26 protein-coding genes are annotated in these 24,578 nt (G+C 42.4%); 10 read left to right on the top strand and 16 right to left on the bottom strand.

All coding sequences use genetic code 11. The features are described from left to right. Positions 1–11: 11 nt before the first annotated feature. The 7 genes from ABIC84_RS22630 to ABIC84_RS22600 all read right to left on the bottom strand — a co-directional run bounded on the left by ABIC84_RS22630 (position 12) and on the right by ABIC84_RS22600 (position 6,360). Complete coding sequence (locus tag ABIC84_RS22630; protein ID WP_429265023.1) at positions 12–863, bottom strand: 4-hydroxy-3-methylbut-2-enyl diphosphate reductase; 852 nt, start codon at positions 861–863, stop codon at positions 12–14. Between the two features lie 94 nt (positions 864–957). Further along, positions 958–1,617, bottom strand: a complete 660-nt coding sequence (locus tag ABIC84_RS22625; RefSeq protein ID WP_429265022.1) for a carotenoid biosynthesis protein — start codon at positions 1,615–1,617, stop codon at positions 958–960. After that, a complete protein-coding gene (locus ABIC84_RS22620) occupies positions 1,614–2,702 on the bottom strand; it encodes a glycosyltransferase (protein ID WP_429265021.1) in 1,089 nt (362 codons plus the stop codon). Before ABIC84_RS22620 ends, ABIC84_RS22625 begins: the two co-directional genes overlap by 4 nt. Positions 2,703–2,705: 3 nt before the next feature. Next, positions 2,706–3,332, bottom strand: coding sequence for a 1-acyl-sn-glycerol-3-phosphate acyltransferase (locus ABIC84_RS22615; protein ID WP_090528862.1), 627 nt, complete (start codon positions 3,330–3,332; stop codon positions 2,706–2,708). A gap of 121 nt (positions 3,333–3,453) precedes the next feature. Next, complete coding sequence (locus ABIC84_RS22610; protein ID WP_426585010.1) at positions 3,454–4,077, bottom strand: lysophospholipid acyltransferase family protein; 624 nt, start codon at positions 4,075–4,077, stop codon at positions 3,454–3,456. 2 nt (positions 4,078–4,079) lie between these two features. Then, positions 4,080–4,889, bottom strand: a complete 810-nt coding sequence (locus ABIC84_RS22605; protein WP_429265020.1) for an alpha/beta fold hydrolase — start codon at positions 4,887–4,889, stop codon at positions 4,080–4,082. Positions 4,890–5,109: 220 nt separating this feature from the next. Next, positions 5,110–6,360, bottom strand: coding sequence for a 3-deoxy-D-manno-octulosonic acid transferase (locus ABIC84_RS22600; protein WP_429265019.1), 1,251 nt, complete (start codon positions 6,358–6,360; stop codon positions 5,110–5,112). 153 nt (positions 6,361–6,513) lie between these two features. Here ABIC84_RS22600 and ABIC84_RS22595 point away from each other — a divergent pair, with 153 nt between their 5' ends. The 5 genes from ABIC84_RS22595 to ABIC84_RS22575 all read left to right on the top strand — a co-directional run bounded on the left by ABIC84_RS22595 (position 6,514) and on the right by ABIC84_RS22575 (position 11,757). Continuing rightward, the gene (locus ABIC84_RS22595; RefSeq protein ID WP_426585016.1) at positions 6,514–7,830 is read left to right on the top strand and encodes a UDP-glucose dehydrogenase family protein; all 1,317 of its coding nucleotides are present in this window, start codon (positions 6,514–6,516) and stop codon (positions 7,828–7,830) included. After that, positions 7,827–8,810, top strand: a complete 984-nt coding sequence (locus ABIC84_RS22590) for a UDP-glucuronic acid decarboxylase family protein (RefSeq protein WP_091165770.1) — start codon at positions 7,827–7,829, stop codon at positions 8,808–8,810. The genes ABIC84_RS22595 and ABIC84_RS22590 overlap by 4 nt, the downstream gene beginning before the upstream one ends. A gap of 112 nt (positions 8,811–8,922) precedes the next feature. Then, the gene (galE, locus tag ABIC84_RS22585) at positions 8,923–9,945 is read left to right on the top strand and encodes a UDP-glucose 4-epimerase GalE (RefSeq protein ID WP_426585019.1); all 1,023 of its coding nucleotides are present in this window, start codon (positions 8,923–8,925) and stop codon (positions 9,943–9,945) included. A 15-nt stretch (positions 9,946–9,960) separates the two neighbouring features. Further along, a complete protein-coding gene (rfbB, locus tag ABIC84_RS22580; RefSeq protein WP_426585021.1) occupies positions 9,961–11,013 on the top strand; it encodes a dTDP-glucose 4,6-dehydratase in 1,053 nt (350 codons plus the stop codon). A gap of 3 nt (positions 11,014–11,016) precedes the next feature. After that, positions 11,017–11,757 carry a tyrosine-protein phosphatase gene (locus tag ABIC84_RS22575; protein WP_426585023.1) on the top strand — a complete coding sequence of 247 codons (741 nt, stop codon included), beginning with the start codon at positions 11,017–11,019 and terminating at the stop codon, positions 11,755–11,757. 387 nt (positions 11,758–12,144) lie between these two features. Here ABIC84_RS22575 and ABIC84_RS22570 read toward each other — a convergent pair whose 3' ends face one another. Further along, entirely contained in the window at positions 12,145–13,383 is a 1,239-nt protein-coding gene (locus tag ABIC84_RS22570; RefSeq protein ID WP_112652769.1) for an ABC transporter permease, read from the bottom strand. A 152-nt stretch (positions 13,384–13,535) separates the two neighbouring features. Between ABIC84_RS22570 and ABIC84_RS22565 the strand changes: the two genes are divergently transcribed. Continuing rightward, on the top strand, positions 13,536–14,264 hold the full coding sequence (locus ABIC84_RS22565; RefSeq protein WP_429265018.1) for a TlpA family protein disulfide reductase: 729 nt from the start codon (positions 13,536–13,538) through the stop codon (positions 14,262–14,264). A gap of 127 nt (positions 14,265–14,391) precedes the next feature. Here the strand turns inward: ABIC84_RS22565 and ABIC84_RS22560 are convergent, their stop codons facing one another. Then, positions 14,392–14,739, bottom strand: coding sequence for a HesB/IscA family protein (locus ABIC84_RS22560; protein ID WP_426585027.1), 348 nt, complete (start codon positions 14,737–14,739; stop codon positions 14,392–14,394). A gap of 92 nt (positions 14,740–14,831) precedes the next feature. Between ABIC84_RS22560 and ABIC84_RS22555 the strand changes: the two genes are divergently transcribed. The 3 genes from ABIC84_RS22555 (at position 14,832) to dnaA (ending at position 18,776) form a co-directional block, all read left to right on the top strand. After that, a complete protein-coding gene (locus tag ABIC84_RS22555) occupies positions 14,832–15,362 on the top strand; it encodes a hypothetical protein (protein ID WP_429265017.1) in 531 nt (176 codons plus the stop codon). Then, positions 15,313–16,917, top strand: a complete 1,605-nt coding sequence (locus ABIC84_RS22550; RefSeq protein ID WP_429265016.1) for an acyl-CoA mutase large subunit family protein — start codon at positions 15,313–15,315, stop codon at positions 16,915–16,917. The genes ABIC84_RS22555 and ABIC84_RS22550 overlap by 50 nt, the downstream gene beginning before the upstream one ends. Before the next feature lie 434 nt (positions 16,918–17,351). After that, positions 17,352–18,776, top strand: a complete 1,425-nt coding sequence (gene dnaA / locus ABIC84_RS22545) for a chromosomal replication initiator protein DnaA (protein WP_090528828.1) — start codon at positions 17,352–17,354, stop codon at positions 18,774–18,776. A 90-nt stretch (positions 18,777–18,866) separates the two neighbouring features. On the opposite strand, the gene ABIC84_RS22540 is transcribed toward dnaA, so the two are convergent. Next, positions 18,867–19,751, bottom strand: a complete 885-nt coding sequence (locus tag ABIC84_RS22540; RefSeq protein WP_429265015.1) for a PhzF family phenazine biosynthesis protein — start codon at positions 19,749–19,751, stop codon at positions 18,867–18,869. 164 nt (positions 19,752–19,915) lie between these two features. Here ABIC84_RS22540 and ABIC84_RS22535 point away from each other — a divergent pair, with 164 nt between their 5' ends. Then, a complete protein-coding gene (locus ABIC84_RS22535; RefSeq protein ID WP_429265014.1) occupies positions 19,916–20,371 on the top strand; it encodes a nuclear transport factor 2 family protein in 456 nt (151 codons plus the stop codon). Between the two features lie 5 nt (positions 20,372–20,376). Here ABIC84_RS22535 and ABIC84_RS22530 read toward each other — a convergent pair whose 3' ends face one another. The 6 genes from ABIC84_RS22530 to ABIC84_RS22505 all read right to left on the bottom strand — a co-directional run bounded on the left by ABIC84_RS22530 (position 20,377) and on the right by ABIC84_RS22505 (position 24,160). Next, positions 20,377–20,928, bottom strand: a complete 552-nt coding sequence (locus ABIC84_RS22530) for an NUDIX hydrolase (RefSeq protein ID WP_429265013.1) — start codon at positions 20,926–20,928, stop codon at positions 20,377–20,379. After that, positions 20,921–21,325 (bottom strand): hypothetical protein, encoded by a 405-nt coding sequence (locus ABIC84_RS22525; RefSeq protein ID WP_429265012.1) that lies wholly within the window; start codon positions 21,323–21,325, stop codon positions 20,921–20,923. The genes ABIC84_RS22530 and ABIC84_RS22525 overlap by 8 nt, the downstream gene beginning before the upstream one ends. A gap of 25 nt (positions 21,326–21,350) precedes the next feature. Next, positions 21,351–22,139 carry a TPM domain-containing protein gene (locus ABIC84_RS22520; protein WP_426585041.1) on the bottom strand — a complete coding sequence of 263 codons (789 nt, stop codon included), beginning with the start codon at positions 22,137–22,139 and terminating at the stop codon, positions 21,351–21,353. Between the two features lie 11 nt (positions 22,140–22,150). Continuing rightward, the gene (locus tag ABIC84_RS22515) at positions 22,151–22,585 is read right to left on the bottom strand and encodes a TPM domain-containing protein (protein WP_426585043.1); all 435 of its coding nucleotides are present in this window, start codon (positions 22,583–22,585) and stop codon (positions 22,151–22,153) included. A gap of 126 nt (positions 22,586–22,711) precedes the next feature. Further along, positions 22,712–23,293 (bottom strand): LemA family protein, encoded by a 582-nt coding sequence (locus tag ABIC84_RS22510; RefSeq protein WP_090528807.1) that lies wholly within the window; start codon positions 23,291–23,293, stop codon positions 22,712–22,714. Positions 23,294–23,584: 291 nt separating this feature from the next. Then, the gene (locus tag ABIC84_RS22505; RefSeq protein WP_254780124.1) at positions 23,585–24,160 is read right to left on the bottom strand and encodes an RNA polymerase sigma factor; all 576 of its coding nucleotides are present in this window, start codon (positions 24,158–24,160) and stop codon (positions 23,585–23,587) included. Positions 24,161–24,578: the final 418 nt, after the last annotated feature.

Genomic DNA, 24,578 nt, shown 5'->3' with positions numbered 1-24,578 from the left:
AAAGCGTGCTGTTAAAAGCTTTCTATAGCGGCTTTTACTTTCTGCATCAGCCACATGGGGGTTGATGTTGCACCGGCAATACCAATGGTATCATTTGGTGCAAACATGTTTTTATCCAGTTCGTCGGTTGAGGATATGAAATAAGTATTGGGATTGTGCTTGCGGCATACTTCATACAATACCTTACCATTTGATGATTTTTTGCCCGATACAAAAACAATCTTATCAAAGCGCGTTGCAAATTTGGGCAGGTCTTTATCTCGGTTACTTACCTGGCGGCAAATAGTATCATTAGCCTTAAGGGCGTAGCCGCGTGAAATAAGCTCATCTTTAACCGAGTAAAATTTATCCATACTCTTGGTGGTTTGGCTATACAACGTAATGTTGTGCGGTAGTTCTACATTGTCAAGCTCGGCAATATCCTGGAAAACTATCGCTTCATCATTGGTTTGTCCCTGCAGGCCAACCACTTCTGCATGACCGTGCTTGCCAAAAATCAGGATCTTCTCGTTCGAGTCATATGAGGTTTTGATGCGGTTTTGTAGTTTAAGCACTACCGGACATGAGGCATCAATAAGGGTGATGTTATTCTCTAAAGCCGTACGGTAGGTGTCGGGAGCTTCACCATGGGCACGGATGAGCACCTTTTCATTATGGAGATCTTTAAGCTGGCCGTGCTCAATGATGCGCAGGCCTTTTGCTTTCAAACGTTCAACCTCTTCGTCATTATGCACAATATCACCAAGGCAGTACAGATAGCCATCCTCTTCTAAAATCTCCTCGGCCATATCAATGGCATAAACCACCCCAAAGCAAAAGCCCGAATCCTGGTCAATAGTAACCTTTAACTGATAATCTCCCATGGTGCTACAAATTTACGGCAAAAATAACCGTTGATTGTAATGATTACGTTGATTTTGATGATTATTATATCACTAAATAGTTGATCACCTTGGCTCAATATACCAAATTCAAGACAGCAAAAAATACAAATTGTGCAATCAGTAATGCCGGGCCAACAATGCTTTGCCGTTTAAATTTAAACTGCTCAAATATAAAAAGCAGCAATGCACTCAGCATAAACCAGCAACCATAGTTTTTAAACGGAACGCCGGCATCCAGCCAGTGCCAGTAATCAAAATGTATGGCAATAGGCTCAATCAGCACATCGAGCAAGGTGAGGATCGTAGCTCCTGAAAGTATTCTTACCAACGTACTTTTTAGGCGGCTTCGCTGCAGGGTAATGCCTGCGGCATAGACCAGCAGGAACCAATTTACCCCTATCATCAGGGGAATTTCAAATAGTTTGATGCCAAGTGTTCTGCCATATTGATAATGCCCGAAGAGCCAACCGGTATGTACACCGATGTATTCGGCCAGGAAGCCGATGCCGAAGGCGGTCAATGCAAACAGCAGAAACCTGCTGTCAAAATTGTCATAACTATAAACGATAATCCCAAGCATCAATAGTAAATGCCATGGTACCAGGGTTATAAATAATACGGTTAATGAGGGGATAATAAAGCCTGCCAACCCTACCAAATGAAACAGGAAAATAACTATGATACAGATCCTGTTTTTTGCCCGGACAGAATTATCGGATGCTATGGGTCTCAAATTTTTCGCCCTTTCCACATCGTGGTTTTGGTGAGATACCTTTGGATGGATAAAACAGCTACGACAAGCAGGCTAAACATTTGGGCAGGATGTAAAAGGATGTTATACTCCGCTTTTTGACCGGCCGAAAGGGAGATCATGATCCGCGTAAGAAAAATCAGCCCTGCGGTAAAAAATATCAGCGGCATGTTCAGGGTTGTCAGGATAATCAGCGGACCGGCAATAGTGATGGTAATGTACACCAAAAAACCAATGATGCTATAGTTAAAAGCCGCCAGGAAATTTTTACTGAACCCGTTTATAGCTTCGCCATATCCCCGGTACATACGGCAGCTGATCATGCCGTTGGCCAGCAGGGCCTCGCCATTATAACGCTCCGCTTTTATGAGGCGCATGATCTCCACATCTTCCACCACCTTGTTTTTTACTGCTTTGTGCCATTGGTGTTTGTGATAAATAGTAGCATCAAACAACATAAACTGCCCGCTGGCGGCTGCTACTGAGGCGTTTTTTAATATATATACCAGGCGTAAAGGCAGCAGGTTTAGCAATATGAAATGCATGAGAGGTACTACCAGGTTCTCGCCAAGGGTAAGCATGGCTTGATTGCTAAACAGGCTTAGTAAACCCAGCTGGTGCAAATGCATACGGTGTACCGCGCTGTTGATAAGGCGGTTACTAACTTGTTCGTCAGCATCCAAAAACAGCAGGTATTTACCATCGGCCTGTTTAGCCATTTGATGGCAGGCGTAATTTTTTCCCATCCAGCCATCCGGTAATTTACCTCCCTTTAACACCCTGAAATGAGGGTGACCGGCGGCAAATTCAGTACAAACCTGATAAGTATCATCGCTTGAATCATCGTCATAAATGATAACCTCGTAGTTGTTATAATCCTGCTGATGAATGGAATTTAACAGGGTTAATATGTTTCCGGCCTCGTTACGTGCAGGGATCAGGATAGAAACTTTATCCGAATAATACCGCCCTATATGGGGCAGCTTAGGGTTGGAGATATAATTGAATAGCGTTACTGCAAACCTGAGTATGATAAAAAAGAGGGTTATTAATATAGCTATGGTCACTTTTTATATATCAAATTCGGTTTGCAGCGCTTTGGAGGCTTCATAATGCCTTTGGTAAGCCTCTTGTAATTTACTTATGCTTTTACCGGTGTAATTTTCTGGTTCGTTTTTTAAATAAACGGTTGCCGTTGCCTTTTTATGTTTAAAGTACTGAATAAAAGTTGAAGCAAAAACGAGCTGGAAATTCCCGTTTGCTTTTTCAATGATCCTCATAACCCCCTTTTCAAAGTGTATGCCGGTAACAAAGTTAGCATACAGTTTGCCCTGCGGAAACATCAAAACCAAATTTACCGGATCGGTAAGCAATCCGGCAGCATAGTCAAGTGATTGGATGATACTTTTTGAATCTTTTTTTACCGAAAAAGCACCTACATATTTCAGGAAGCGCTCGTTACGGGCAGTCTCTTCCAGGATCATGACATGTAACTTTTTCTTCAGCAATTTATCGTTTACGCAATATAATATCAACCCATCCCAAAAACTAAAATGGTTGCCTATCAGCAGCACCGATTTGTTTTTATCAATCACAATATCGTTAAACAATAGTTCATGAAACGTTTTGCCAACTATCCATTTAATATAATAATGGACAATACGGTTCATGAAAAAGTTTTCTTTATTGCGGATCATATTTTACACGAATGTATTGCATGTCGGCTACAATTTTATCGAATTACACGAAATTTGCTGATGGCTTATCAAATGGAATTAGCACCAATTCGAAACAATTCAGGAAATTAGTGTCAATTAATTAGTGCTCCATATTGATCTGGTTCTTTAACGCTTGCTGATGTGCGTTATTAATGTTTTCCTTTAACTGCTCAAAAGTAAGCTCATTGGCAACGCCTAAATCAAATAAATGAACATAGGCACGGGGTTTCAGGCTTTCAAAGTAATCGATCAGGGTACAATGATAAACCACCTGACAGGGGCCTTTTATCTGTCGCATCAGTTTATAAACACCGGTTTCAACACGGATATGCGTTTCATGGTTTGAGTAAAGCTCGCCCTGCGGAAATATCACAATGAGGTTATCAGGATCATTTAATATCCCGGCCGAGTAACTGAGCGAGTCGAGTATTGCCCTCGACCCTTTTTGAATAGAGTAAGCACCAATGTACCGAAAATAACTATGCTGATCGAACTGATCCTGCTGCATCATGATGTAGAATTGCTTTTTAAGATCATAAACAGCTGTCCGGTTAGCAATGAAACCATCCCACCAGCTAAAATGATTGGTCAAAAGCAATATTGAATGGCCCGGGCGTGGCTCAAAAGGCTGTACATTAACCTCTTTAAAATTACGGCCGATCCACCATTTTACGCAACGGATGAATAGTTTACTCCAAAATTTCTTTTTACGTGAAGGTACCATGTTTATTTAACTAAATACTCGTCAAGTGCCTTTGTAACCAACCAGTGCCCAAGCTCAACTTCATGTACTTCGGCATTATGGAGCATTCCTAAAAATGGCATTGCCGCCGATTTAGGGAATAGCTGGTCATGCCTGCCAAATATCAGCAAACATTTAATTGTATGCTGATTGATTAGTTGTGCTACTTTCTGTACGTCAGGTTTTAACTGCCTGATCAAATTTAGGGTATAATAAGTGTCAAGCCGTTTTTGTTCGGTATCAATTTCATTATAAGCTATGCGGTAAAGGCTTTCGTCAATAGCGCCAACGGTTTTCATGCTTTTAACTAAAAAAGGTGCCAGCCATTTGCTTTTTGTAGCCGTGCGGAAAATTGCGCGTCCAAGCTTATTATGCAATATAAAATGAAAGCCTTTAAATACAGCCAGGCCATCAGGGGCCATTAAAATGATGTCATCAATCATATCGGCATATTCCTCAACCAATATCAGGGCGAGGTTGGCGCCTATAGAATAGCCCATTACCGAAAAACGTTGCCGGCCGTAAAGCTTAAACCATTCTTCCATGTAGCTGCGTACCATGGTTTTGGGCATCCCGGCCACGATCTGTTGTTCTGTCCAGCCATCCAGCCTGCTTTCGCCGTGAAAAAAGTGATCGAAACCATAAATATGATATTGAGGGAGGATAGACTGATCAAGTACATGAAACTGTTTCCCTGTCATGCCATAGCCATGAAAGGCCAGCAGCGGTTTTTGACCGGTACCATACTCGTGAAAATGCGCTTTGCCCAGGCCGGGCAGATGTAAAAAACCCATTAAGGCAATATTAAGAATTTATGACTTTTGTACAGTAAACAACCATGTTTTGTTTTGAATGAGGGAATAGTCTTTTTATAAAATTGTCATTTCGATGAACCGCGGAGGAGGGAAGCGGGGCGTGAAGAGAAATCTTCTGCTTCCTGTAAATCCACCATACCTGGTTTACTTACCGGGTGTACAAAGTCTCACTCGTTCCTCGTATGATAGATGACATTTTTTATTTATCGATATACTTCATGATCATTTCCGTGGCCCCTACATTTTCCTTCACATAATTAAATACCTTTTTACGGGTAATATTATAAAACGGCTCGTCATTAACCAGTGTGTCAACAATATCTTTTAATTCTGTTTCATTGCTGATACTAAATCCTGCTTTGAGCGCGATGAGCTCCCTGGCCTCATTAAATTTTTGATAGTTAGGGCCGAAGATAACCGGCAGGCCAAAAGCTGCCGCCTCCAGGGTATTGTGGATGCCCACACCAAAACCTCCGCCTATATAAGCAATATCGGCGTAGGCATAAAGCGACGAAAGCATGCCGATATTATCTATCACCAGCGATTGAAGATTGTTAGATGTAAGCGATTGGTTAATAAAATCTCCTGACTTTAAGCCTTCTGCCTCAGTTCTTAGCTGAGAAAAAGTGATCGCCTTTCCCTGCGGAAGCAAGTCAATAAGGTTATTAACTTTTTCCTCCGGTATTTCGTGAGGTGCAAAAATGAATTTCCAATCGGGATACTGGCTTACTAATTTGGCTAATATATTCTCATCCTGTGGCCAGGTGCTGCCTGCTATAAATAACTTGTGACCATTTTTAAATTGTTCTATCAAAGGCAGCACTTTAGGGTTTTGTGCATTTGCCCAAACGCGATCAAACCGGGTATCGCCGCTCACTGATGCGTTAGTAATACCGATACCTTTCAATAATTGCGCAGATGCCTCATCCTGTAAAAAGAAGTGCGATACCAGACTTAGGATTCTGCGATTAAAACCTCCATACCATTTAAAAAACACCTGTGCGGGCCTGAAGATGCCTGATACGATATACAGGGGGATGTTACGCTTGTTTGCTTCATTAAAAAAATGGAACCAGTACTCGTATTTAGTAAAAATGACAATCTCGGGGTTAATGGCATCGATAAACCTGCGGGCGTTTCGGGCAGTATCCAAAGGCAGGTAGTAAACAAAGTCAGCAAGCGGTGTGTTTTTCCTGATCTCATATCCCGAAGGAGAAAAAAAAGTGACTACTATTTTCTTTTTGGGGTGTAAATTTCTCATTGCTTCCAGTATAGGCCTTCCTTGCTCAAATTCGCCAAGTGAAGCAAAATGAAACCAAATACTGCTTTCTATACGTACAAAGACAGGATTTTTACGCCCTGCAACCCAAAGTTTTGCCTTGTTGTTAAACAATGCGGCAAAACGGATAAAAAGGGAATATAATTTGATACCTATATTATATAATAACATCAATTTTAATGCTGAATGATTATCTTAGCCGGGCATAAAAGTAATAACAATAATTACAATATTAGTTTATGGCCCGCCCGGTGCTATAATAAGTCAGTTATATGATTGATCATACAAATATTGCTTACTTAAAATTAAAACACATTTAACACTATGAAAATTGCAGTAATTGGTACGGGCTATGTAGGCTTGGTAACGGGAACTTGTTTAGCCGAAACGGGAAATGAAGTAACCTGTGTGGATATCGTGGAAGAAAAAGTAAACAAGATGCGGAATGGCGAGATGCCGATTTATGAACCGGGTCTTGATATTTTATTTCTGCGTAATATTAAACAGGAAAGACTAACCTTTACCACTAATCTTGCCGAAGCAATAGGCCCGGCCAAAGTGATCTTTTTGGCATTACCTACGCCTCCGGGAGCGGATGGAGCAGCCGATTTGAGTTATGTGCTTGGCGCAGCAAAAGATATAGCCAAACTGATCACCGAATATAAAGTGATCGTAACCAAATCAACGGTACCGGTAGGTACGGCAGATAAGGTAACCGCAGTGATGAAAGCCAATACCGATGTTCCGTTTGCGGTGGTATCCAACCCCGAGTTTTTACGCGAAGGTGTAGCCGTAGAAGATTTCATGAAACCGGACAGGGTAGTGATCGGTACAACGGATGAAAAAGCCCGCCAGGTAATGGGCGATTTATATGCACCCTATGTGCGCCAGGGCAACCCTATATTATATATGGACGAACGCTCATCCGAGCTAACCAAATATGCAGCCAACTCATTTTTAGCCACCAAGATCACGTTCATGAACGAGATTGCCAACATGTGCGAGCTGGTAGGAGCGGATGTAGATATGGTACGCAAGGGGGTAGGGGCAGATGGCCGCATTGGCAAACGATTCCTGTTCCCGGGTGTTGGTTATGGGGGCAGCTGTTTTCCTAAAGATGTGCAGGCCCTTTCCAAAGCAGCCGAAGAAAATAAATACGACTTCAAGATCCTCAACTCGGTGATGGAAGTGAACGAAACTCAGAAGAAACGGCTGGTAGTTAAAATGCGTGAATATTATGGCGAAGGCGGACTGAAAGGAAAACATTTTGCCCTGTGGGGACTGGCTTTTAAACCGGAGACCGACGATATCCGCGAAGCACCGGCACTGTACATTATCGATGAGCTGTTAGCAGCCGGGGCAACAGTAACCACCTACGACCCGGAAGGCATGCCAAACGTTAAAAAACTACTTGGCGATAAAATAAGCTATGCCACCAACCGGTACAATGCCCTTGATGATGCAGATGCTTTGCTGATTGTGACCGAATGGCCGGTATTCCGTACTCCAGACTTTGACTTTATGAAGGAAAAGCTGAAATCGCCGGTGATCTTTGACGGGCGTAACCTGTATGACCTGGACAGGATGAAAGATTATGGATTTTATTATAACAGTATAGGCCGTAAAACAGTAGCAATATGACAGAAAGAAAAAGAATCCTGATTACAGGAGCGGCCGGTTTTTTAGGCTCGCACCTGTGCGACAGGTTTATTAAGGAAGATTATCATGTGATCGGGATGGATAACCTGATCACCGGTGATTTAAGGAATATCGAACATTTGTTCAAACTGGAGAACTTTGAGTTTTATAACCATGACGTATCCAAGTTTGTATATGTGCCGGGTGAACTGCATTATATCCTGCATTTTGCCTCACCGGCCAGCCCGATAGATTATCTGAAAATTCCGATCCAGACATTGAAAGTAGGCTCACTGGGAACCCATAACCTGCTGGGACTGGCCCGGAACAAGAAGGCACGGATGCTGATCGCCTCCACCTCGGAAGTATACGGCGATCCGAACATCAACCCGCAGCCAGAGGAATACTGGGGTAATGTAAACCCGGTAGGCCCGAGAGGGGTGTATGATGAAGCCAAAAGATTCCAGGAAGCTATTACCATGGCTTACCATACCTTCCACGGGTTGGAAACCAGGATCGTTAGGATTTTCAATACCTATGGTCCAAGAATGCGACTGAACGACGGAAGGGTGTTACCGGCTTTTATAGGGCAGGCACTGCGGGGCGAACCGTTGACGATGTTTGGCGACGGCTCACAAACGCGGTCGTTTTGCTATGTAGATGACTTGATAGAAGGGATCTACAGGTTGCTGCACAGCGATTACGCCCAGCCGGTGAACATCGGCAACCCGGACGAAATCACGATAAAACAATTTGGCGAGGAGATCATTAAGCTGACGGGCACCAACCAGGAGCTGATCAGCCTGCCTTTGCCAACGGACGATCCGAAGCAACGCCGCCCGGATATTACCAAGGCTAAAGCTATATTAGGCTGGGAGCCAAAAGTATCCAGAAGTGAAGGTTTGAAGATCACCTTAGAATACTTCAAGTCGTTGCCCGAACATGAAATAAACCATAAAGACTTTACTTATTACAATAAGTAAGGTAACGAGGCCGGAAATTAATTTTTTTGGCCTTTTTTATAATATAAAAGTGGATGAATTGTCACAATCTGCTTACTTTGCCAAACATTCAAACATACTCTCTATTTAAACCATGAAAATATTAGTAACAGGCGGTTTGGGTTTTATTGGTTCGCACACCGTTGTTGAGCTGGTTAACGCGGGGTATGACCCCATTATCGTTGACGACTTGTCGAATTCGGACCCTAAAATATTAGATCAGCTTACAAAGATCTTAGGCTTTACCCCGGTATTTCATAAGCTTGATCTTTGTGATGAAGCTGCCGTTAGATCACTTGCTCTTGCCGAACCCGAAATAGGTGGTATCATCCACTTCGCAGCCTTTAAAGCGGTGGGCGAATCGGTAAAAAAACCAATGAAATATTACCGGAATAATTTTTATTCGCTTATCAATCTGCTCGAAGCTTATTACGGTAAGGCTATCAATTTTGTATTTTCATCAAGCTGCACAGTTTACGGACAGCCCGAAAAATTACCCGTTACAGAGGATGCCCCGGTGCAGCCTGCACAATCTCCATATGGTAATACCAAGCAAATAGCCGAAGAAATTTTGGTTGATATGATAAATTCCGGCAGCGATTATAAAGTGATTTCGTTGCGTTATTTTAACCCTGTAGGTGCCCATGAGTCTGCTTTGATTGGGGAGTTGCCAATAGGTGTACCACAAAACCTGGTGCCTTTTATTACACAAACTGCCATAGGCAAACGCGAAAAAATAACCGTTTTTGGTAATGATTATAACACGCCTGATGGTAGCTGCATCCGCGATTATATTCACGTAGTTGATTTGGCGAAAGCCCATGTAGCCGCGTTAAGGCTTGCCGAAAAAGACGAATTTAAAGGTTATGATGTGTTTAACCTGGGCACAGGCAACGGCACTTCAGTATTGGAAGTAATTCATGCTTTTGAAAGCACTACTGGCGAAAAACTGAACTATGAAATTGGCCCGCGCCGTGAAGGTGATGTGGAGCAGGTTTGGGGCGATGTTACCAAATCATCAACCAAACTTGGCTGGACAGCTAAACTTGGTATTGGCGAAATGATGTCATCAGCCTGGGAGTGGGAAAAATATATTGCTCAAAATCCGTTCAATTAATATCAACAGCAGGGAATGAAAAAAATCATTATAACAGGGGGTGCTGGTTTTATTGGTTCGCATGTAGTACGCAGGTTTGTGAAAAACTATCCTGATTACAGCATTGTTAATTTAGATAAACTTACTTATGCGGGTAATCTGGCCAATTTAAAAGATATTGAAAATGAGCCTAATTATAGGTTTGTAAAAGGCGATATTGTTGATATTGCTTTTATCAATGAACTTTTTGCAGCAGAGAACCCCGATGCGGTTATCCATCTTGCTGCCGAATCGCACGTAGACCGGTCGATCACTAACCCCCTTGATTTTGTGATGACCAATGTAGTTGGCACCGTAAATTTATTGAATACAGCCCGCGAGCATTGGAAAGGCAAATATAATCAAACCCGTTTTTATCATGTTTCTACCGATGAGGTATACGGTACGCTTGGTGAAGATGGCATGTTTACCGAAGAAACCGCCTATGATCCGCATTCGCCCTATTCGGCTTCAAAGGCAGGTTCTGATCACTTTGTGCGGGCCTACCAGGACACTTACGGCATGGATACCGTGATCTCAAACTGCTCAAACAATTACGGATCGTTCCATTTTCCGGAAAAGCTTATTCCACTGGCAATCAATAATATCAAACAAAATAAGCCTGTGCCGGTGTACGGCAAAGGCGAAAATATCCGCGACTGGCTTTGGGTTGAAGACCATGCCCGCGCAATTGATGTCATATTCCATAATGCCAAATCGGGCTCAACCTATAATATAGGCGGGCATAACGAATGGAAAAATATTGACCTCATCAAATTGCTTTGCAGTATATTGGACAAAAAATTGGGCAGGGCCGAGGGAGAATCGGCTAAGCTGATCACTTTTGTAACCGACAGGGCCGGCCACGATCTAAGATATGCTATTGACGCAACCAAGCTTAAAAATGATTTAGGCTGGGTGCCGGGCATAACTTTTGAAGAAGGTTTGGAAAAAACAGTTGATTGGTACCTGGCTAATGAAGATTGGCTTAATGATGTAACGTCGGGACATTACCAGCAATATTACAGCAGTCAGTATAACGATAGATAAAAAATGTTCGGGCTTTTTAAGAAGAAGAAGGAAGTAAGGGAAGCAAAGCACAGCTATGAGGGGATCATGGTTGATATGCACTCGCACGTGTTACCGGGAATTGACGATGGTGCTAAAACGCCTGAAGATTCGGTAGAGTTGATAAAAAAAATGATGGAATTAGGCATAAAAAAAATTATTGCCACACCTCACATCATGATTGACTTTTATCGCAACACCCCCGAAACCATAGGAAACGCACTGACCATACTAAAAGCTGAGTTGGTTAAACAAGGGATTGATATACCTGTTGAAGCCGCTGCCGAACACTATTTTGATGAAACGTTTGAAGCACGTGTAGAGAACGGCCCGATCATGACCATGGGCGATAATCACGTATTATTTGAATTTTCATTTATAAATCAACCGCCAAATACTTACAGTGTAATTCAAAAGCTTCATGATAAAGGGTATAAACCTATTTTGGCCCACCCCGAGCGCTATCAATACCTTGATTTAGAGAAATTGAAAAATTTGCACAGTTGGGGTGTCGACTTTCAGCTTAACACCATATCGCTTACCGGGTATTACGGCAAGGAAATAAAAAAAATGGCCGAAGAACTGGTTGATAATAGTTTGATAGACTTTATTTCAAGCGATATGCACCACTTAAGGCATGCCGCCGCATTGGGCGATGCGCTGAGAACAACTTATATTGAAAAATTGCTTGTCGACTATCCGCTTAAGAATAAGATGTTGTTTTAAACAGGTATTATCCAACAAGAAAAGCGTCATTGCGAGGAACGAAGCAATCCTCGATTAGCAGATCGATCCGCCCTGTATGGTTCGTGATTGCTTCGTTCCTTATAATGATATGGTCGTAAGTTATTGATTATTAAGTGTATTTTTCTGATGGATTTTATACCATGGGCGTTGCCTGCGGCCCGGGCTTTCCGTTGCAAGTCCTCGCCTTTCCTGCCCGCAGTCTCTCTACTCGCTCCGGGCTTTACACTGCAAGCCCTAACGCGGCCCACGCGCAACACCGCTAAAATATATTTTACATGTCATTGCGTTTTTTTTCAGGCTTCCCTGATTGTTACTCGCAATGACGTTTTTTGTTTGTAGGCAGCTTCTAAGATTTTGAAGCGTTGTCTATTCATACCTCAAAGCTTCAACCGGATCCAGTTTTGCTGCTTTTTTTGCGGGGTAGTAGCCTGATATTAAACCGATAAACGTACAAAGCACTACCGCGAAGAATAGCCATCCCCATGGCACTACAAATGCGCCGCTTATTTGTACGGCAATGAGGTTTCCGGCAGCCATGCCCAGTATCATACCTGCTGCACCGCCTATAAGACAGATCACTATTGCCTCTATTAAAAATTGTTTACGAATGATTGCCGGAGTTGCTCCTATAGCTTTTCGCACACCAATTTCGCGTGTGCGTTCCGTTACCGATACCAGCATGATATTCATAAGCCCTATGGCGGCACCGATGAGCGTGATAATACCCACAGCAAAACCGGCGGCTGTAATACCCGCAAGCTGGCCTGATAGCTCTTTTTGAATGGAATCGCTCCGGCTTATTTCAAAGTTATCCTGGTTAATTACGTTAAGTCCTCTTACGTTTCTGAATAAGGAGGTAGCTTCGCCAATGGTAGCGTCAAGGGCGCCGGGACTGGCTACTTTAATAGTTACCGTGAACGACGCATTCTTGGTACTGTCTATCTGTTTAGCTTTCAATACAGGGATCACGCAAAATTTATCGCCTCCGAATGAACTTGAGCCTTTTGATGCAAATACACCAACTATCCTGAACCTATCGGTACCGAGATATATCGATTTATTTATCGGGTCTTCAGTTTTAAACAGTTTCTTTTTGATCTCGTCGCCAATAATAACCACGTTCGATCCATGTTCCAGTTCAGAAGCGGAAAAATTACGCCCGAAAGCCAGCTTTTTACCAGCTGTAACCAGGTAATTTTCGTTTGATCCGGAGATGGATATGTTTGGATTTGTTTTTTGATTGCCGTATTTGGCTACTGCGGTACCATTTACCTCTAAATTAATGGCTACAGCTACCGGCAATTTAAAAGTATTTTTAAAGCGCACCGCCTGGTCATAAGTAATGGCCGGATACACTTTACGATGCCCGCCGTTGCCGAAGTTCAATCCCTCACCGCGGTTTTGCAGGGTGAATGTGTTGGCGCCAAGATCGGCGAAAGCATCGTTGGTGAACTGCCTTATGCCTTCAATGGCCGTTAAAATACCCACCAACGCCATGATACCAATAGCTATGATCAGCGCAGTTAATGAGGTGCGCAGCCTGTTGCCGGCTATGGACTGTAATGCAATGGAAATGTTTTCTTTGTAAGAGGTTTTTACCGGCATGGTATAAATATAAAAAACTTGGTGGTATGACTAAGCATTATACCAGTTTGTTACATGCTGATTTAACTTATTTTTGTGATTGGTGTGGCTAAGGCCCCGATTTGGTAACGTGCTATTTATGTTACAATTTTCCGTTGAATTTAAACCTTAAAATGAGAAATTATTATATCCTGTTTGCTATCCCATTGCTTGTTTTTAGTATTTCAAGCGCATATGGTCAGATTGAGATAACACGGCCGATAGAACAATATGGTTTCAATCAAAAAACGGTAGTTACCAATGCCAAAGGCGAAAAATATACTTATGCTAAATGGCGTGAATTGATGGCAACCGGCTATTATATGTTGAAGCCCGTACAGCATGATAGTGATAGCTCTGCTTTTATATTAACAAAACGTGATCCGCTTGCCGATGGTATTTTGCCGGCTAATGCTATTAAGCCGCCCGAAACCAGGTTTTTTAAAACGGGAAATACCTTTAGCTTTTTCAATATGAGAGATGTTAACGGTAATGTAATTACAGCTGCGGAGCTGAAAGGGAAAATAGTTGTGCTCAACTTTTGGTTTATTGCCTGCCCGCCATGCAGATATGAAATGCCCGAACTGAACCGCCTTGTCGACGCTTATCAGAATAATAAGGATGTTGTATTTATTGCAATTTCGTTAGATAAAACTGAACAGGTGGAGCGATTTCTGAAGGTGTTGCCATTTAAATACCATGTGGTTAGCGATTCGATGCCTTTGTTTTCTTACTATAGGGTTGATGAGTGCCCGGTGAGCCTGGTTATTGACAGGGACGGGGTTATACGGTTTAATAGCCAGGGCTATAGCGATGGAATGGTGCCAAACTGGATCAGGAAAACGATATCTGAAATTAAGTAATGGTTTTAAATATCACCGGCTAACTAAATAGGCACGCTGCTGATAATTTGCCACATTATCGAAATACAAAACAAAAGCCGCTTCATATTTACAATGAAACGGCTTTCCATATTTTAACCGGGTTTATTTAAACCGAGAAAGAAGAGCCGCAGCCACAGGTGCTGGCAGCATTAGGGTTGTTGAAAGTAAAGCCACGGGCATTTAGTCCATCCTGGTAATCAATTTGCATACCGGCCAAATACATGCCATGGGCCTTGTGCATAAAAACTTTAATACCATCAATAATATATTCCTGGTCGCCGTCTTTTTTCATGTCAAAGCCTAAAATATAGTTCATGCCCGAACAGCCACCCCCCTCAACACCAACACGTAAACCAAATTCGTCGTTTATTTCTTGCTGGTCTTTTAATTTAAAAAGTTCTTTTACTGCGCCCGGTGTAAAAGAAACCGGAGCCGCTTCAACAGCTATACTCATCTTTATTTTTATTTATTCCACACAAATATAACGTAAAATGCAGATTTTTGTTAGTGTCATAATTTTATGACCCCTGTATAACATTTATAAACATGCCCACTCTACCTTTTTTGTTTGATATTTTAAAGTACACTATTTCGGGCTTAGGCGTTGTGTATATCGCTTTTTACCTGTTTAAACCCTATCTTGATAAATCAGAAAGTATCCAGTTATTGGAATTAAAACGCACCATCAGTAATCAAACCCTGCCATTACGCCTACAGGCCTATGAAAGGGTTGTACTTTTTATTGAAAGGGTTAATCCTGCAAGCTTGCTTATCCGCCTTAACGGATCAGCCGATACTGCCGCCGAATTGCAGGCCGTTATTATTAACGAGGTGCGCAACGAGTTTCAGCATAACATTACGCAGCAAATTTATGTAAGCGCCCGGGTTTGGAACGTGGTAAAAAGAGTAAAGGACGATACCATTAATATGATCAATAATGCTGTAAAGGCTTTACCTCCCGATACCTCAGCACTTGAGTTAAGTAAGGTTATCCTGGTACATTTAAGTAAGCTTGAAGATAACCCTTATGATGTGGCGCTTGGGCTCATCAGGCAGGACATGGAAGAATTATACTAAGCTTATGGCCAGGGATAAAAAAATTACCACTACATCGGGTATCGAAATTAAGGAGGTTTATACCGAACCTTCAAATATGAGTGAATTGCCAGGTGAGTTCCCTTTTACCCGCGGCATCCAAAAAGATATGTACCGGGGCAAACCCTGGACTATGCGGCAGTATGCAGGCTTCTCAACTGCCGAAGAATCAAACAAGCGTTATCATTATTTATTAAGCCAGGGTACAAACGGTCTTTCGGTAGCCTTCGATCTCCCAACACAAATAGGCTACGACTCCGACCATGCTCTTGCCGAAGGTGAGGTGGGCAAGGTAGGGGTAGCTATTGATTCGTTGAAGGACATGGAAATCCTGTTTGCTGGTATTGAGCTAAAGGATATTACAACCTCCATGACCATTAACGCAACCGCTCCTATTTTGCTGGCCATGTACATCGCCCTGGCAAAAAAACAGGGGGCTGATCTGAAACAGATTTCGGGTACTATCCAAAACGATATATTAAAAGAGTATGCCGCCCGCGGTACCTATATATATCCACCCGAGCCTTCCATGCGGCTCATTACCGATGTGTTTGAATACTGTAGTAAAGAGGTTCCTAAATGGAACACCATTTCCATATCCGGCTACCACATCCGCGAAGCAGGCTCAACCGCTGTGCAGGAACTGGCATTTACTTTGGCCAACGGCAAAGCCTATTTAAAAGCCGCACTGGATAAAGGACTTGATATTAACGTGTTTGCCAAGCGCCTTTCTTTCTTTTTTAACTGCCACAGTAATTTTTTTGAGGAAATAGCCAAGTTCCGGGCCGCCAGGCGTATGTGGGCGCATATTACTAAACAATTGGGGGCTACCGATGCCGGCGCTCAAAAACTTCGCTTTCATACGCAAACGGGCGGATCAACATTAACAGCACAACAACCACTTAATAATATTATAAGGGTAAGCAACCAGGCGATGGCTGCGGTATTGGGAGGCACACAATCACTGCATACCAACGGGTATGACGAGGCACTATCACTACCCACTGAGGCAGCTGCAAAGATAGCTTTACGCACCCAGCAGATCATCGCTTTTGAAAGCGGTGTTACCGATACGGTTGATCCATTAGCCGGTTCATATTTTATCGAAGCATTGACAGATGAGATAGAAGCAGCAGCCCAATTATATATAGATAAAATAGATGCTATGGGTGGCGCGGTAAAAGCCATAGAGCAGGATTATATCCAGCAGGAAATAGCGGCTTCAGCTTATCAGTACCAACAGGAGATTGAAACCGGCGAAAAAGTGATTGTAGGTGTTAACCGGTTTGCCCAGCAGGAGGAAACCCCTGTTAATGTGTTTAGGGTGGATGACGCGATCAGAAAAATGCAGTCAGAGAAAATTGCGCAACTAAAACGGGAGCGCAATAGTGAAGATGTTGAGAAAAGTTTACATCTTTTGGGAATAGCCGCAGCCGGTGCTGAAAACTTAATGCCTTTTATAGTAACTTCGGTAGAGAGCTATGCAACCCTGGGAGAGATTGCCGACGTATTGCGCGGCGTTTTTGGGGAATATTAGGATCGGGGTGCGTTTTTTGGGTATGTGTTTATAGCGTGCCATCAATCAAAAAAGGATAATTTTTAATTTTATCAAACACTAAACCAGCGTATTATTTTTTAGTTTGTAATAATAGCTGGAACGGCTCAACAATTACCCCCGTTTTGGCGTATAATTAAGGGTTGTAATCGACGGTTTTATTATTCTTTTTCTTGAAATTTCAAAAAAAGAAAAAAACAATCGAGAATTATTTGGATTGTGATTTTTATACCAAAAATTATGTTATCCATACAAAAATTTCATTTAAAAATCGAATTTGTTAGTAAATAGTCAATTGTTAAAAAAGTGAAAATTTAATTTTTTTATAAGCTTTTTTTGGCAATATTCGATGTTCCGTAGCAAGGCCAAAAGTTGTTTCGCTGGGGGTTGGAAATCAATATTTTACTTTTATTTATATGGAAAAAACTTGTACGAACGTTTGGAATAGCTGCCTTCAGATCATCAAAGACAACATACCGGCCCAGAGTTTTAAAACCTGGTTTGAGCCGATAAAAGCTTTGAGAATGGAAGGGAGCGTATTAACCATACAAGTACCAAGTTTATTCTTTTACGAGTGGCTTGAAGAGCACTATGTAGGGTTACTGCGCAAGACGATCAAAAAACAATTGGGTGATGAAGGACGTTTAGAGTATAATATAGTTGTTGAGCAATCATCAAGTAAACCATACACAACTAATATGCCTTCAAACGGAAATGGCGCTGATTCAAAACATCAGAGTATGCCGATACCTATTTCAATTAACAAGGATATTAAGAACCCCTTTGTTATACCCGGGCTCAAAAAGTTGAACGTAGACCCTCAGCTTAACCGTAACTACACCTTCGAAAACTTTGTTGAGGGTGACTGCAACCGTTTGGCCCGCTCTGCAGGTTATGCCGTTGCCGCTAAACCCGGAGGTACTTCATTTAACCCTTTAATGATTTACGGCGGTGTAGGTTTGGGTAAAACCCACCTGGCACAAGCCATTGGTAACGAAATTAAGCGTACCCTGCCGGATAAACTGGTACTGTATGTATCATGCGAAAAATTTACGCAGCAATTTGTTGATGCCTTAAAGCACAACAACATTAACGACTTTGTGAACTTTTACCAGGCTATTGACGTGCTGATCATGGACGATGTGCACAACTTTGCCGGCAAAGAAAAAACACAGGATTTCTTCTTCCATATATTTAACCATCTGCACCAATCGGGCAAACAACTGATCATTACATCAGATAAAGCGCCTAAGGATCTGGCTGGTTTGGAAGAACGTCTGCTTTCGAGGTTTAAATGGGGCTTATCTGCCGATTTGCAGATCCCTGACCTGGAAACCCGTATGGCTATCCTGAAAAATAAAATTTACCAGGATGGTATCGATCTGTCAAACGATGTGATCGAGTACGTTGCTCATAACATTGATAATAACGTACGTGAGCTGGAAGGTGCCATGGTATCATTACTGGCACAATCAACCCTTAACCGGAAGGAGATTGACCTGAACCTGGCTAAACAAATGTTGAAAAACTTTGTGAAGAACTCATCTAAAGAGATTTCGATGGAGTATATCCAAAGTTTAGTTTGCGAGTATTTTGAAGTGCCTATTGAAATGGTGAAGTCGCAAACCCGCAAACGTGAAATTGTACAGGCCCGTCAAATATCGATGTACCTGGCCAAAGCCCATACCAAAAGCTCATTGAAGTCAATCGGCCATTTTTTTGGCGGTCGCGACCACTCAACCGTGATTTATGCCTGCCAAACTGTGGAAGATTTGATTGACACGGATAAGAAATTTAAAGGGTATGTTGCCGATATTCAGAAGAAATTGAAAATGTCGTAATAAACACGACATTTAATACGAAGGCCTTGCATCTCATGCAGGGCTTTTTTTGTTTAATTATGCTATCCCTGAAAATTCATTGACGCGGTGTTATAAAAATAAGGTGCCTTCCATTACAATCACTGACGAGCCACTTACCAGCACATTTTCGGGCGTTACCTTGATATGGATGGTAGATGGATGATTTACCAATACTCCCTGCAAAATTGTATAATCCTGGTCTGTGTTTATGTAACCGACCTGCTGCAAAAATCCAGCAAGGGGACCGGCAGCTGTTCCTGTGGCAGGATCTTCATCAATGCCATATGCCGGGTTAAAAAAGCGGGTTTCGCTTAGATAGCCATTTTCCGAAACATCAGTGGTATACAGGTAAAAGCCCTCAAAGCCGTAATCTTTTGAAATTTCTTTAAGTTTATCTGGGCTCGGGATGGCCTGGTTAAGAAGTGCCCTGTTTTTTACAGGAACCATGATGTGAGCTACCTCTGTTTTCATGATGGTGGGCTTCCAATTATTTAGTTCTAAGTCGGTTGTTTTTAAACCAAGCGCTGCTGCCACAATTTCCGGACTAACAGTACCAAGGTTCTTCGCGGCCTGTTGTTTGACCGCTACCAATATAAGGCCATTTTCTTCACTGATCACAACGGGCAATTTTTCATTCTTCATGGTTACCCAATGCTCATCACCCTGACCGTTAAAAATATCCCACCCTTTTAATAGTGCCAATGATACAGCCCCCAGGAAATTATGACCACCGCCTCCAACCTCATAATTACCCGGAGTAAATGAGCGTACCTTAAGTGACTTCTCAGCGTCAGAATACGAAACAAAGGACGTTTCGGAATAGCCGAATTCGCGGGCTATATTGTAGTATTGAGATAATTCCAACTCGTCGTCACACCACACTACCGATAGCGGATTGCCTTTATATGGTTGGTGGGTGAATACATCAAGTATATAATAGGATAATTTTTTCATTTGGTAGATTTTTGCTTGCCGCAAGGTAGTGAAGGCCTTCAGATTAAATGTCAACACAGTTTAAAAATGAAGAAAGACTGATTTGAGTTGTTTTGGTTTTTTCTGTTATCGACAAATGATTAAATCAGCATATCAACTTGATTACAAATGAGGTATATTTAGTTATGAAAAAACTTATCCTCGCAGTATTTATTTTATTATCGTTCCAATCCTTTGCTCAGCAAACGGAGCAGGATGCTATTAAGCAAACCATCAATACTATGTTTAATGCCATGCGTAAGGGCGATAGCACGATGCTTAGATCCACCTTTGCTAAAGGAATCGCTTTTCATAGCGTAGCCAACAAAAAAGATGGCTCAATAGCTTTGGAAATTGAAAACCCTGATGACTTCGTTAAAATGGTTGGCACGCCGCATAAAGGTGTTTACGATGAGCGCGTAACCTTTGCCGATATCAAGATTGATGGCCCGCTCGCCAGCGTTTGGGCGCCATATAAGTTTTATTTAGATGACAAATACAGCCATTGCGGGGTAGACGTTTTTCAGCTAATGAAAACCACAGATGGCTGGAAGATCATTTACATAGTTGATACAAGGCGCAAGGATAATTGCCCGGAGTGATTTTATTACATCACCCCCAACTTCATCATTCCATAAAACAAACCGGCGCAATGCATGGCCTGTTTAATTTCGTTATTAAGCAGCAATTGCTTTACTTCATCAATGGTGTATTCTTCAACAATCAGGTCTTCCAATTCGTCAAGGTGCTGGCCTTGCACTTTTTTGCCGCCTTTGGTGAAATAGGTAAATGTTTTATTGTTAGCTGTTGACGGGTTGCCGTATACGGTGCAGATCAATTCAAATTCGTCAAACTGGTAGCCGGTTTCTTCCAGCAATTCCCGACGTATGGCATGTACAGGTTCTTCGCCGGCATCAATCACACCGCCCGGAATTTCGAGCGAGATAACATCTGCGGCATGACGGTATTGTTTCACCATCAATACTTTATTGTCTTCGGTTATGGCTACCGCGTTAACCCAGTTTGAATACTCGAGTACATAATAATCTTCAACAATTTTACCGTTTGGCATTTCGCATCTGTCGATGCGGAGGGTAGCCCATGGGCCTTTATGGATGTATGATGATGAAAGTAGTTTCCAGGTGAGGTCTTTACTCATAGTTGTTTTGCAGAAATTGATAGATAGCGTTACGCTTGTTTATGTTTTCGAATGATGTACGATTGTGATTCTTCTCCAGCCGGTTAAATATAGAAATGACCTTTTGTAGACCGGCTAAGGTTTCGTCATTAGCTGCAAAAGGTTCATAATACATATATAACAACTGAGCTAAAGCATCCAGTTTTTCCGGCGAATAGTTTCTCTGGTCGAGTAAAATGTCAAAATCTTCGATGGTTAGTTTAAGTAGATCGTTCAATTTTAGATCATACTCATCCCGAAGCATTTGATCAGCATGTTGATCAAATGCTTCGGGATTTACGGCGTTTTTAAAACCCGCGAGCTTTGATATTGAATATATGATCTTTTCAATCTCGCGTAAGATGTAGTCTTTTTGCATGGTTAGGATGTTGTACAGTGAGTGACTACCAGCTGCCGCTTGAACCGCCGCCGCCACCGCTTCCGCCGCCAAAACCACCGAAGCCCCCTCCGCCAGAACCACCGCCACCGGAAAAGCCTCCCCAGTCGCCACCGCCGCTCCGGCCTCCGCCGCCAAGCATATTGCCTGCCAGGAACCACCAGAACGGGCTTGCACCCCCCCGGCGGCCGATGATCTGCCTGCCGCCGCCGCCCCCACGGTTGCGAAACACCAGGATCAGGATAACTACGATTATGACTATAACTATAAAACCCGCCGGGCCGCCGTTACTTTGCTTTTGTTTTTTTGCCGCCTTATACTCGCCCTTCATAGCTTTGATGATGCTGTTGGTACCAGCATCAAGTCCGCCATAATAGTCGCCTTGTTTAAAATGGGGTTTAAGGTCGTTTTGGATAATATCCTGCGTAACAATATCAGGCAAGGCGCCTTCGGCGCCGTAGCCGGTTTGAATGCTCATTTTACGGTCGCCGATAGCTACAAGCACCAATACACCGTTGTTTTTATCTTTTTGTCCGATGCCCCATTTACGCAGGAGTTGAACTCCATAGTCGTTAATATCATAGTTGCCAACAGATTTTAAGATCACTACTGCAATTTGCGTTGAGGTAGAATCGTTGAAGGCAACTAATTTAGCCTCCAACTGCTGTTTATCAGCCTGGCTTAAGGTATTGGTATAATCTGTAACAAGGGTATTTGAGCGCTGCGGGAAATCCTGAGCCGTTGCGGCAATCACGCAAAGTATAAACCCGAAGAACAGTATAAATTTTTTGAACATGTTTTTAGTTTTTAATCGCCATCCATAAAGGCAATGTCATCGGGAAGTTCGTTTTGATCGCCGTCCAGGTGAGGGAAGTACTTTTGCAGTTGCTCGCCGGCAATTTTCAGGCCTGTTACAATCCCCTCAACTATATCGCCATATTTAAAATGCTGTAGCATATCATCGCGGGTTGTGTCCCAAAAATTGGGTGGGACTACCTGGTTAATGCCCGCATCGCCTATGATGGCAAATTTACGGTCGACAGTAGCCACGTATACCAGCACTCCATGCCTGAGCTTGGTTTTATGCATATTGAGCTGCTGGAAATATTTTGCAGCACGGTCGAGAACATCTTCGCTGCACCGCTTTTCGATGCAAACCCTGATCTCGCCCGACGAGCGGTGCTCAGCGTCTTCAATAGCTTTGCGGATGCGCTGCTGTTCCTCTTCGTTAAATACAGCCATATATTTTTATGATTATTTTGGGGATTTCACCGATTGATTTTGATTTCACCGATTACCAGGTATTTCGTTAACCTTCAAAAAATCGGTAAAATCAAAAAATAAAACAATTGGTGTAATTCCATCAAATTAATTAAACTCTACTTTAGGGGCTTTGTCGGCGCCTGGTTCGGCAGTGAAATAACCCTTTTCGGAGAAACCGAACATTTTGGCAGTTATATTGGCCGGGAACGAACGGATCTTGCTGTTGTATTCCTGCACGGCGTCATTAAAATCTTTGCGCGATACATTGATCCTGTTTTCGGTGCCTTCCAATTGAATTTGCAAGTCGTGGAAGTTGGAGTTCGATTTCAGATCGGGATAGTTTTCGGTAATGGAAAGCAATTTGCCCAGGGCCGCGCTTAACTCACCTTGTGATGCCTGGAAAGCTTTTATTGATTCGGGTGTAAGCTTGTTGGGGTCAACTTGCACCGATGTTGCCTTTGAACGAGCCTCAACTACAGCTGTAAGGGTGCTTTTTTCAAAATTAGCTGCGCCTTTTACGGTATTAACTAAGTTAGGGATCAAGTCGCTGCGGCGCTGATAGTCGCTTTGTACGGCACCCCATTTGGCTTTAACAGTTTCATCCAATTTAACCATGCTGTTGTAGCTGCATGAGCTTAAGGACATAGCTGCAGCTATGATTAATATAACCGAGAATAACTTTTTCATTTGTTTTTCGTGTGTTTTTGTGATGTTTTGGGTTAGAGTGCAAATCACGTACCGTTGTTACAAAGGGAGTGAGTTGCTGACAAGGTGTCAAGTTACGGCTTTTTGGGAAATTATAGAAGGATGTGTGGTATAAGACGCGCGATATGAGAAATAATTAGATGGATTTGAGATATGAGACGTGAGATATGGGAAATGATAATGTTCTGTTCTTTTGCCCCATAAAAGCAGAAAGCCCCCATCAGGGGCTGCGTCTTTGTAAATGATTTGTATAAGGTTAATGGCGAGACCGGTTTATCCTGCCAGGCAATGTTCTTCGCGCATGGTTAGTTTGGCTACCATGTCTTTTAACAATGTACGGGCGCGGTGTAAGGTGGTACGCGATAATAGCTCGCTCATACCCAGAGATGAGCCTATTTCCTGGTGCGAGTAACCTTCAATGGCGTACATGTTAAAAACAGACCGATACGTTTTTGGTAGTTTTTGTACCAGTTTCATCAGGTCTTTAGCTTCAAGTCCATTATCATTATAGGAGCTGCTGATAGGTATAACGGCAGCTTCTTCCGCTGCAAAATCATCAACCAAAACTATTGGCTTTAATTTGCGATAACGTGATATGGCGCAATGTACCATGATGCGGCGGATCCATCCTTCCAAACTGCCTTCGCCACGGTAGTTTTTCATGTTGCGGAACATTTTTATAAAACCTTCCTGTAATATATCCTGTGCCTCGTCTTTATCGGTTGCATAACGCATGCAAACTGCAAGCATACGTGGTGCTAATAACCTGTATAATTGCTCCTGGCTCTTCCTGTCATTGGTCATGCAGCCATTCCATATTGTTTGTAAGCGTTCGTCGGCGGTAGTCATTTTTTTATTATTTAAATACATGAGGTGCATGCCAATCCGAGTGCCATTTTGTAATTAATTGATTTTCAGTAAATTATTTTTTAGAGGATTTTAAAACTGTTCGATAGCGTACGGTCATTGTGCAAAGGCGAACGGTTTTGAGGGTTTTGAGCACCATTGGAATGGGGGTAATAATTGAAATTAGCCCATAATATTTATACAAAATGGGGGTTAACACTTTTTTGGACAAAAAACTCCCAATTGTTTGATTATTAGTTATATGTGTAAATGCTAACCCTGAATTCTGTTAACCCTGTTAACCCCCTTTGTTAGTAGCGTCAATCCAATCCAAAACTATATACCGCCTAAAGTTTAATAAGAAAAAGAGGCTAATCTTGATTATGATACAGCTTCCGGGTGAAAAAAAGCTCAGGTAAAA

Source organism: Mucilaginibacter sp. 3215 (assembly GCF_050433785.1).
Classification (GTDB): domain Bacteria; phylum Bacteroidota; class Bacteroidia; order Sphingobacteriales; family Sphingobacteriaceae; genus Mucilaginibacter.
Note: the sequence above shows the minus strand (reverse complement) of the source record. Positions and strands in the feature narration are given on the sequence as shown.

Excerpts from the sequence above, each read along its gene's own strand:
- ABIC84_RS22570 (WP_112652769.1), bottom strand. The coding sequence starts at position 13,383 with ATGCCGGTAAAAACCTCTTACAAAGAAAACATTTCCATTGCATTACAG.
- ABIC84_RS22505 (WP_254780124.1), bottom strand. The coding sequence starts at position 24,160 with ATGACTACCGCCGACGAACGCTTACAAACAATATGGAATGGCTGCATG.
- galE (WP_426585019.1), top strand. The coding sequence starts at position 8,923 with ATGAAAATATTAGTAACAGGCGGTTTGGGTTTTATTGGTTCGCACACC.
- ABIC84_RS22540 (WP_429265015.1), bottom strand. The coding sequence starts at position 19,751 with ATGAAAAAATTATCCTATTATATACTTGATGTATTCACCCACCAACCA.
- ABIC84_RS22615 (WP_090528862.1), bottom strand. The coding sequence starts at position 3,332 with ATGATCCGCAATAAAGAAAACTTTTTCATGAACCGTATTGTCCATTAT.
- ABIC84_RS22575 (WP_426585023.1), top strand. The coding sequence starts at position 11,017 with ATGTTCGGGCTTTTTAAGAAGAAGAAGGAAGTAAGGGAAGCAAAGCAC.
- ABIC84_RS22600 (WP_429265019.1), bottom strand. The coding sequence starts at position 6,360 with ATGTTATTATATAATATAGGTATCAAATTATATTCCCTTTTTATCCGT.
- ABIC84_RS22515 (WP_426585043.1), bottom strand. The coding sequence starts at position 22,585 with ATGGCTGTATTTAACGAAGAGGAACAGCAGCGCATCCGCAAAGCTATT.
- ABIC84_RS22630 (WP_429265023.1), bottom strand. The coding sequence starts at position 863 with ATGGGAGATTATCAGTTAAAGGTTACTATTGACCAGGATTCGGGCTTT.
- ABIC84_RS22530 (WP_429265013.1), bottom strand. The coding sequence starts at position 20,928 with ATGAGTAAAGACCTCACCTGGAAACTACTTTCATCATCATACATCCAT.
- ABIC84_RS22590 (WP_091165770.1), top strand. The coding sequence starts at position 7,827 with ATGACAGAAAGAAAAAGAATCCTGATTACAGGAGCGGCCGGTTTTTTA.
- ABIC84_RS22605 (WP_429265020.1), bottom strand. The coding sequence starts at position 4,889 with ATGGGTTTTTTACATCTGCCCGGCCTGGGCAAAGCGCATTTTCACGAG.
- ABIC84_RS22610 (WP_426585010.1), bottom strand. The coding sequence starts at position 4,077 with ATGGTACCTTCACGTAAAAAGAAATTTTGGAGTAAACTATTCATCCGT.
- ABIC84_RS22565 (WP_429265018.1), top strand. The coding sequence starts at position 13,536 with ATGAGAAATTATTATATCCTGTTTGCTATCCCATTGCTTGTTTTTAGT.
- ABIC84_RS22550 (WP_429265016.1), top strand. The coding sequence starts at position 15,313 with ATGATGTGGCGCTTGGGCTCATCAGGCAGGACATGGAAGAATTATACT.
- ABIC84_RS22595 (WP_426585016.1), top strand. The coding sequence starts at position 6,514 with ATGAAAATTGCAGTAATTGGTACGGGCTATGTAGGCTTGGTAACGGGA.
- dnaA (WP_090528828.1), top strand. The coding sequence starts at position 17,352 with ATGGAAAAAACTTGTACGAACGTTTGGAATAGCTGCCTTCAGATCATC.
- ABIC84_RS22535 (WP_429265014.1), top strand. The coding sequence starts at position 19,916 with ATGAAAAAACTTATCCTCGCAGTATTTATTTTATTATCGTTCCAATCC.
- ABIC84_RS22520 (WP_426585041.1), bottom strand. The coding sequence starts at position 22,139 with ATGTTCAAAAAATTTATACTGTTCTTCGGGTTTATACTTTGCGTGATT.
- rfbB (WP_426585021.1), top strand. The coding sequence starts at position 9,961 with ATGAAAAAAATCATTATAACAGGGGGTGCTGGTTTTATTGGTTCGCAT.
- ABIC84_RS22555 (WP_429265017.1), top strand. The coding sequence starts at position 14,832 with ATGCCCACTCTACCTTTTTTGTTTGATATTTTAAAGTACACTATTTCG.
- ABIC84_RS22560 (WP_426585027.1), bottom strand. The coding sequence starts at position 14,739 with ATGAGTATAGCTGTTGAAGCGGCTCCGGTTTCTTTTACACCGGGCGCA.
- ABIC84_RS22525 (WP_429265012.1), bottom strand. The coding sequence starts at position 21,325 with ATGCAAAAAGACTACATCTTACGCGAGATTGAAAAGATCATATATTCA.
- ABIC84_RS22510 (WP_090528807.1), bottom strand. The coding sequence starts at position 23,293 with ATGAAAAAGTTATTCTCGGTTATATTAATCATAGCTGCAGCTATGTCC.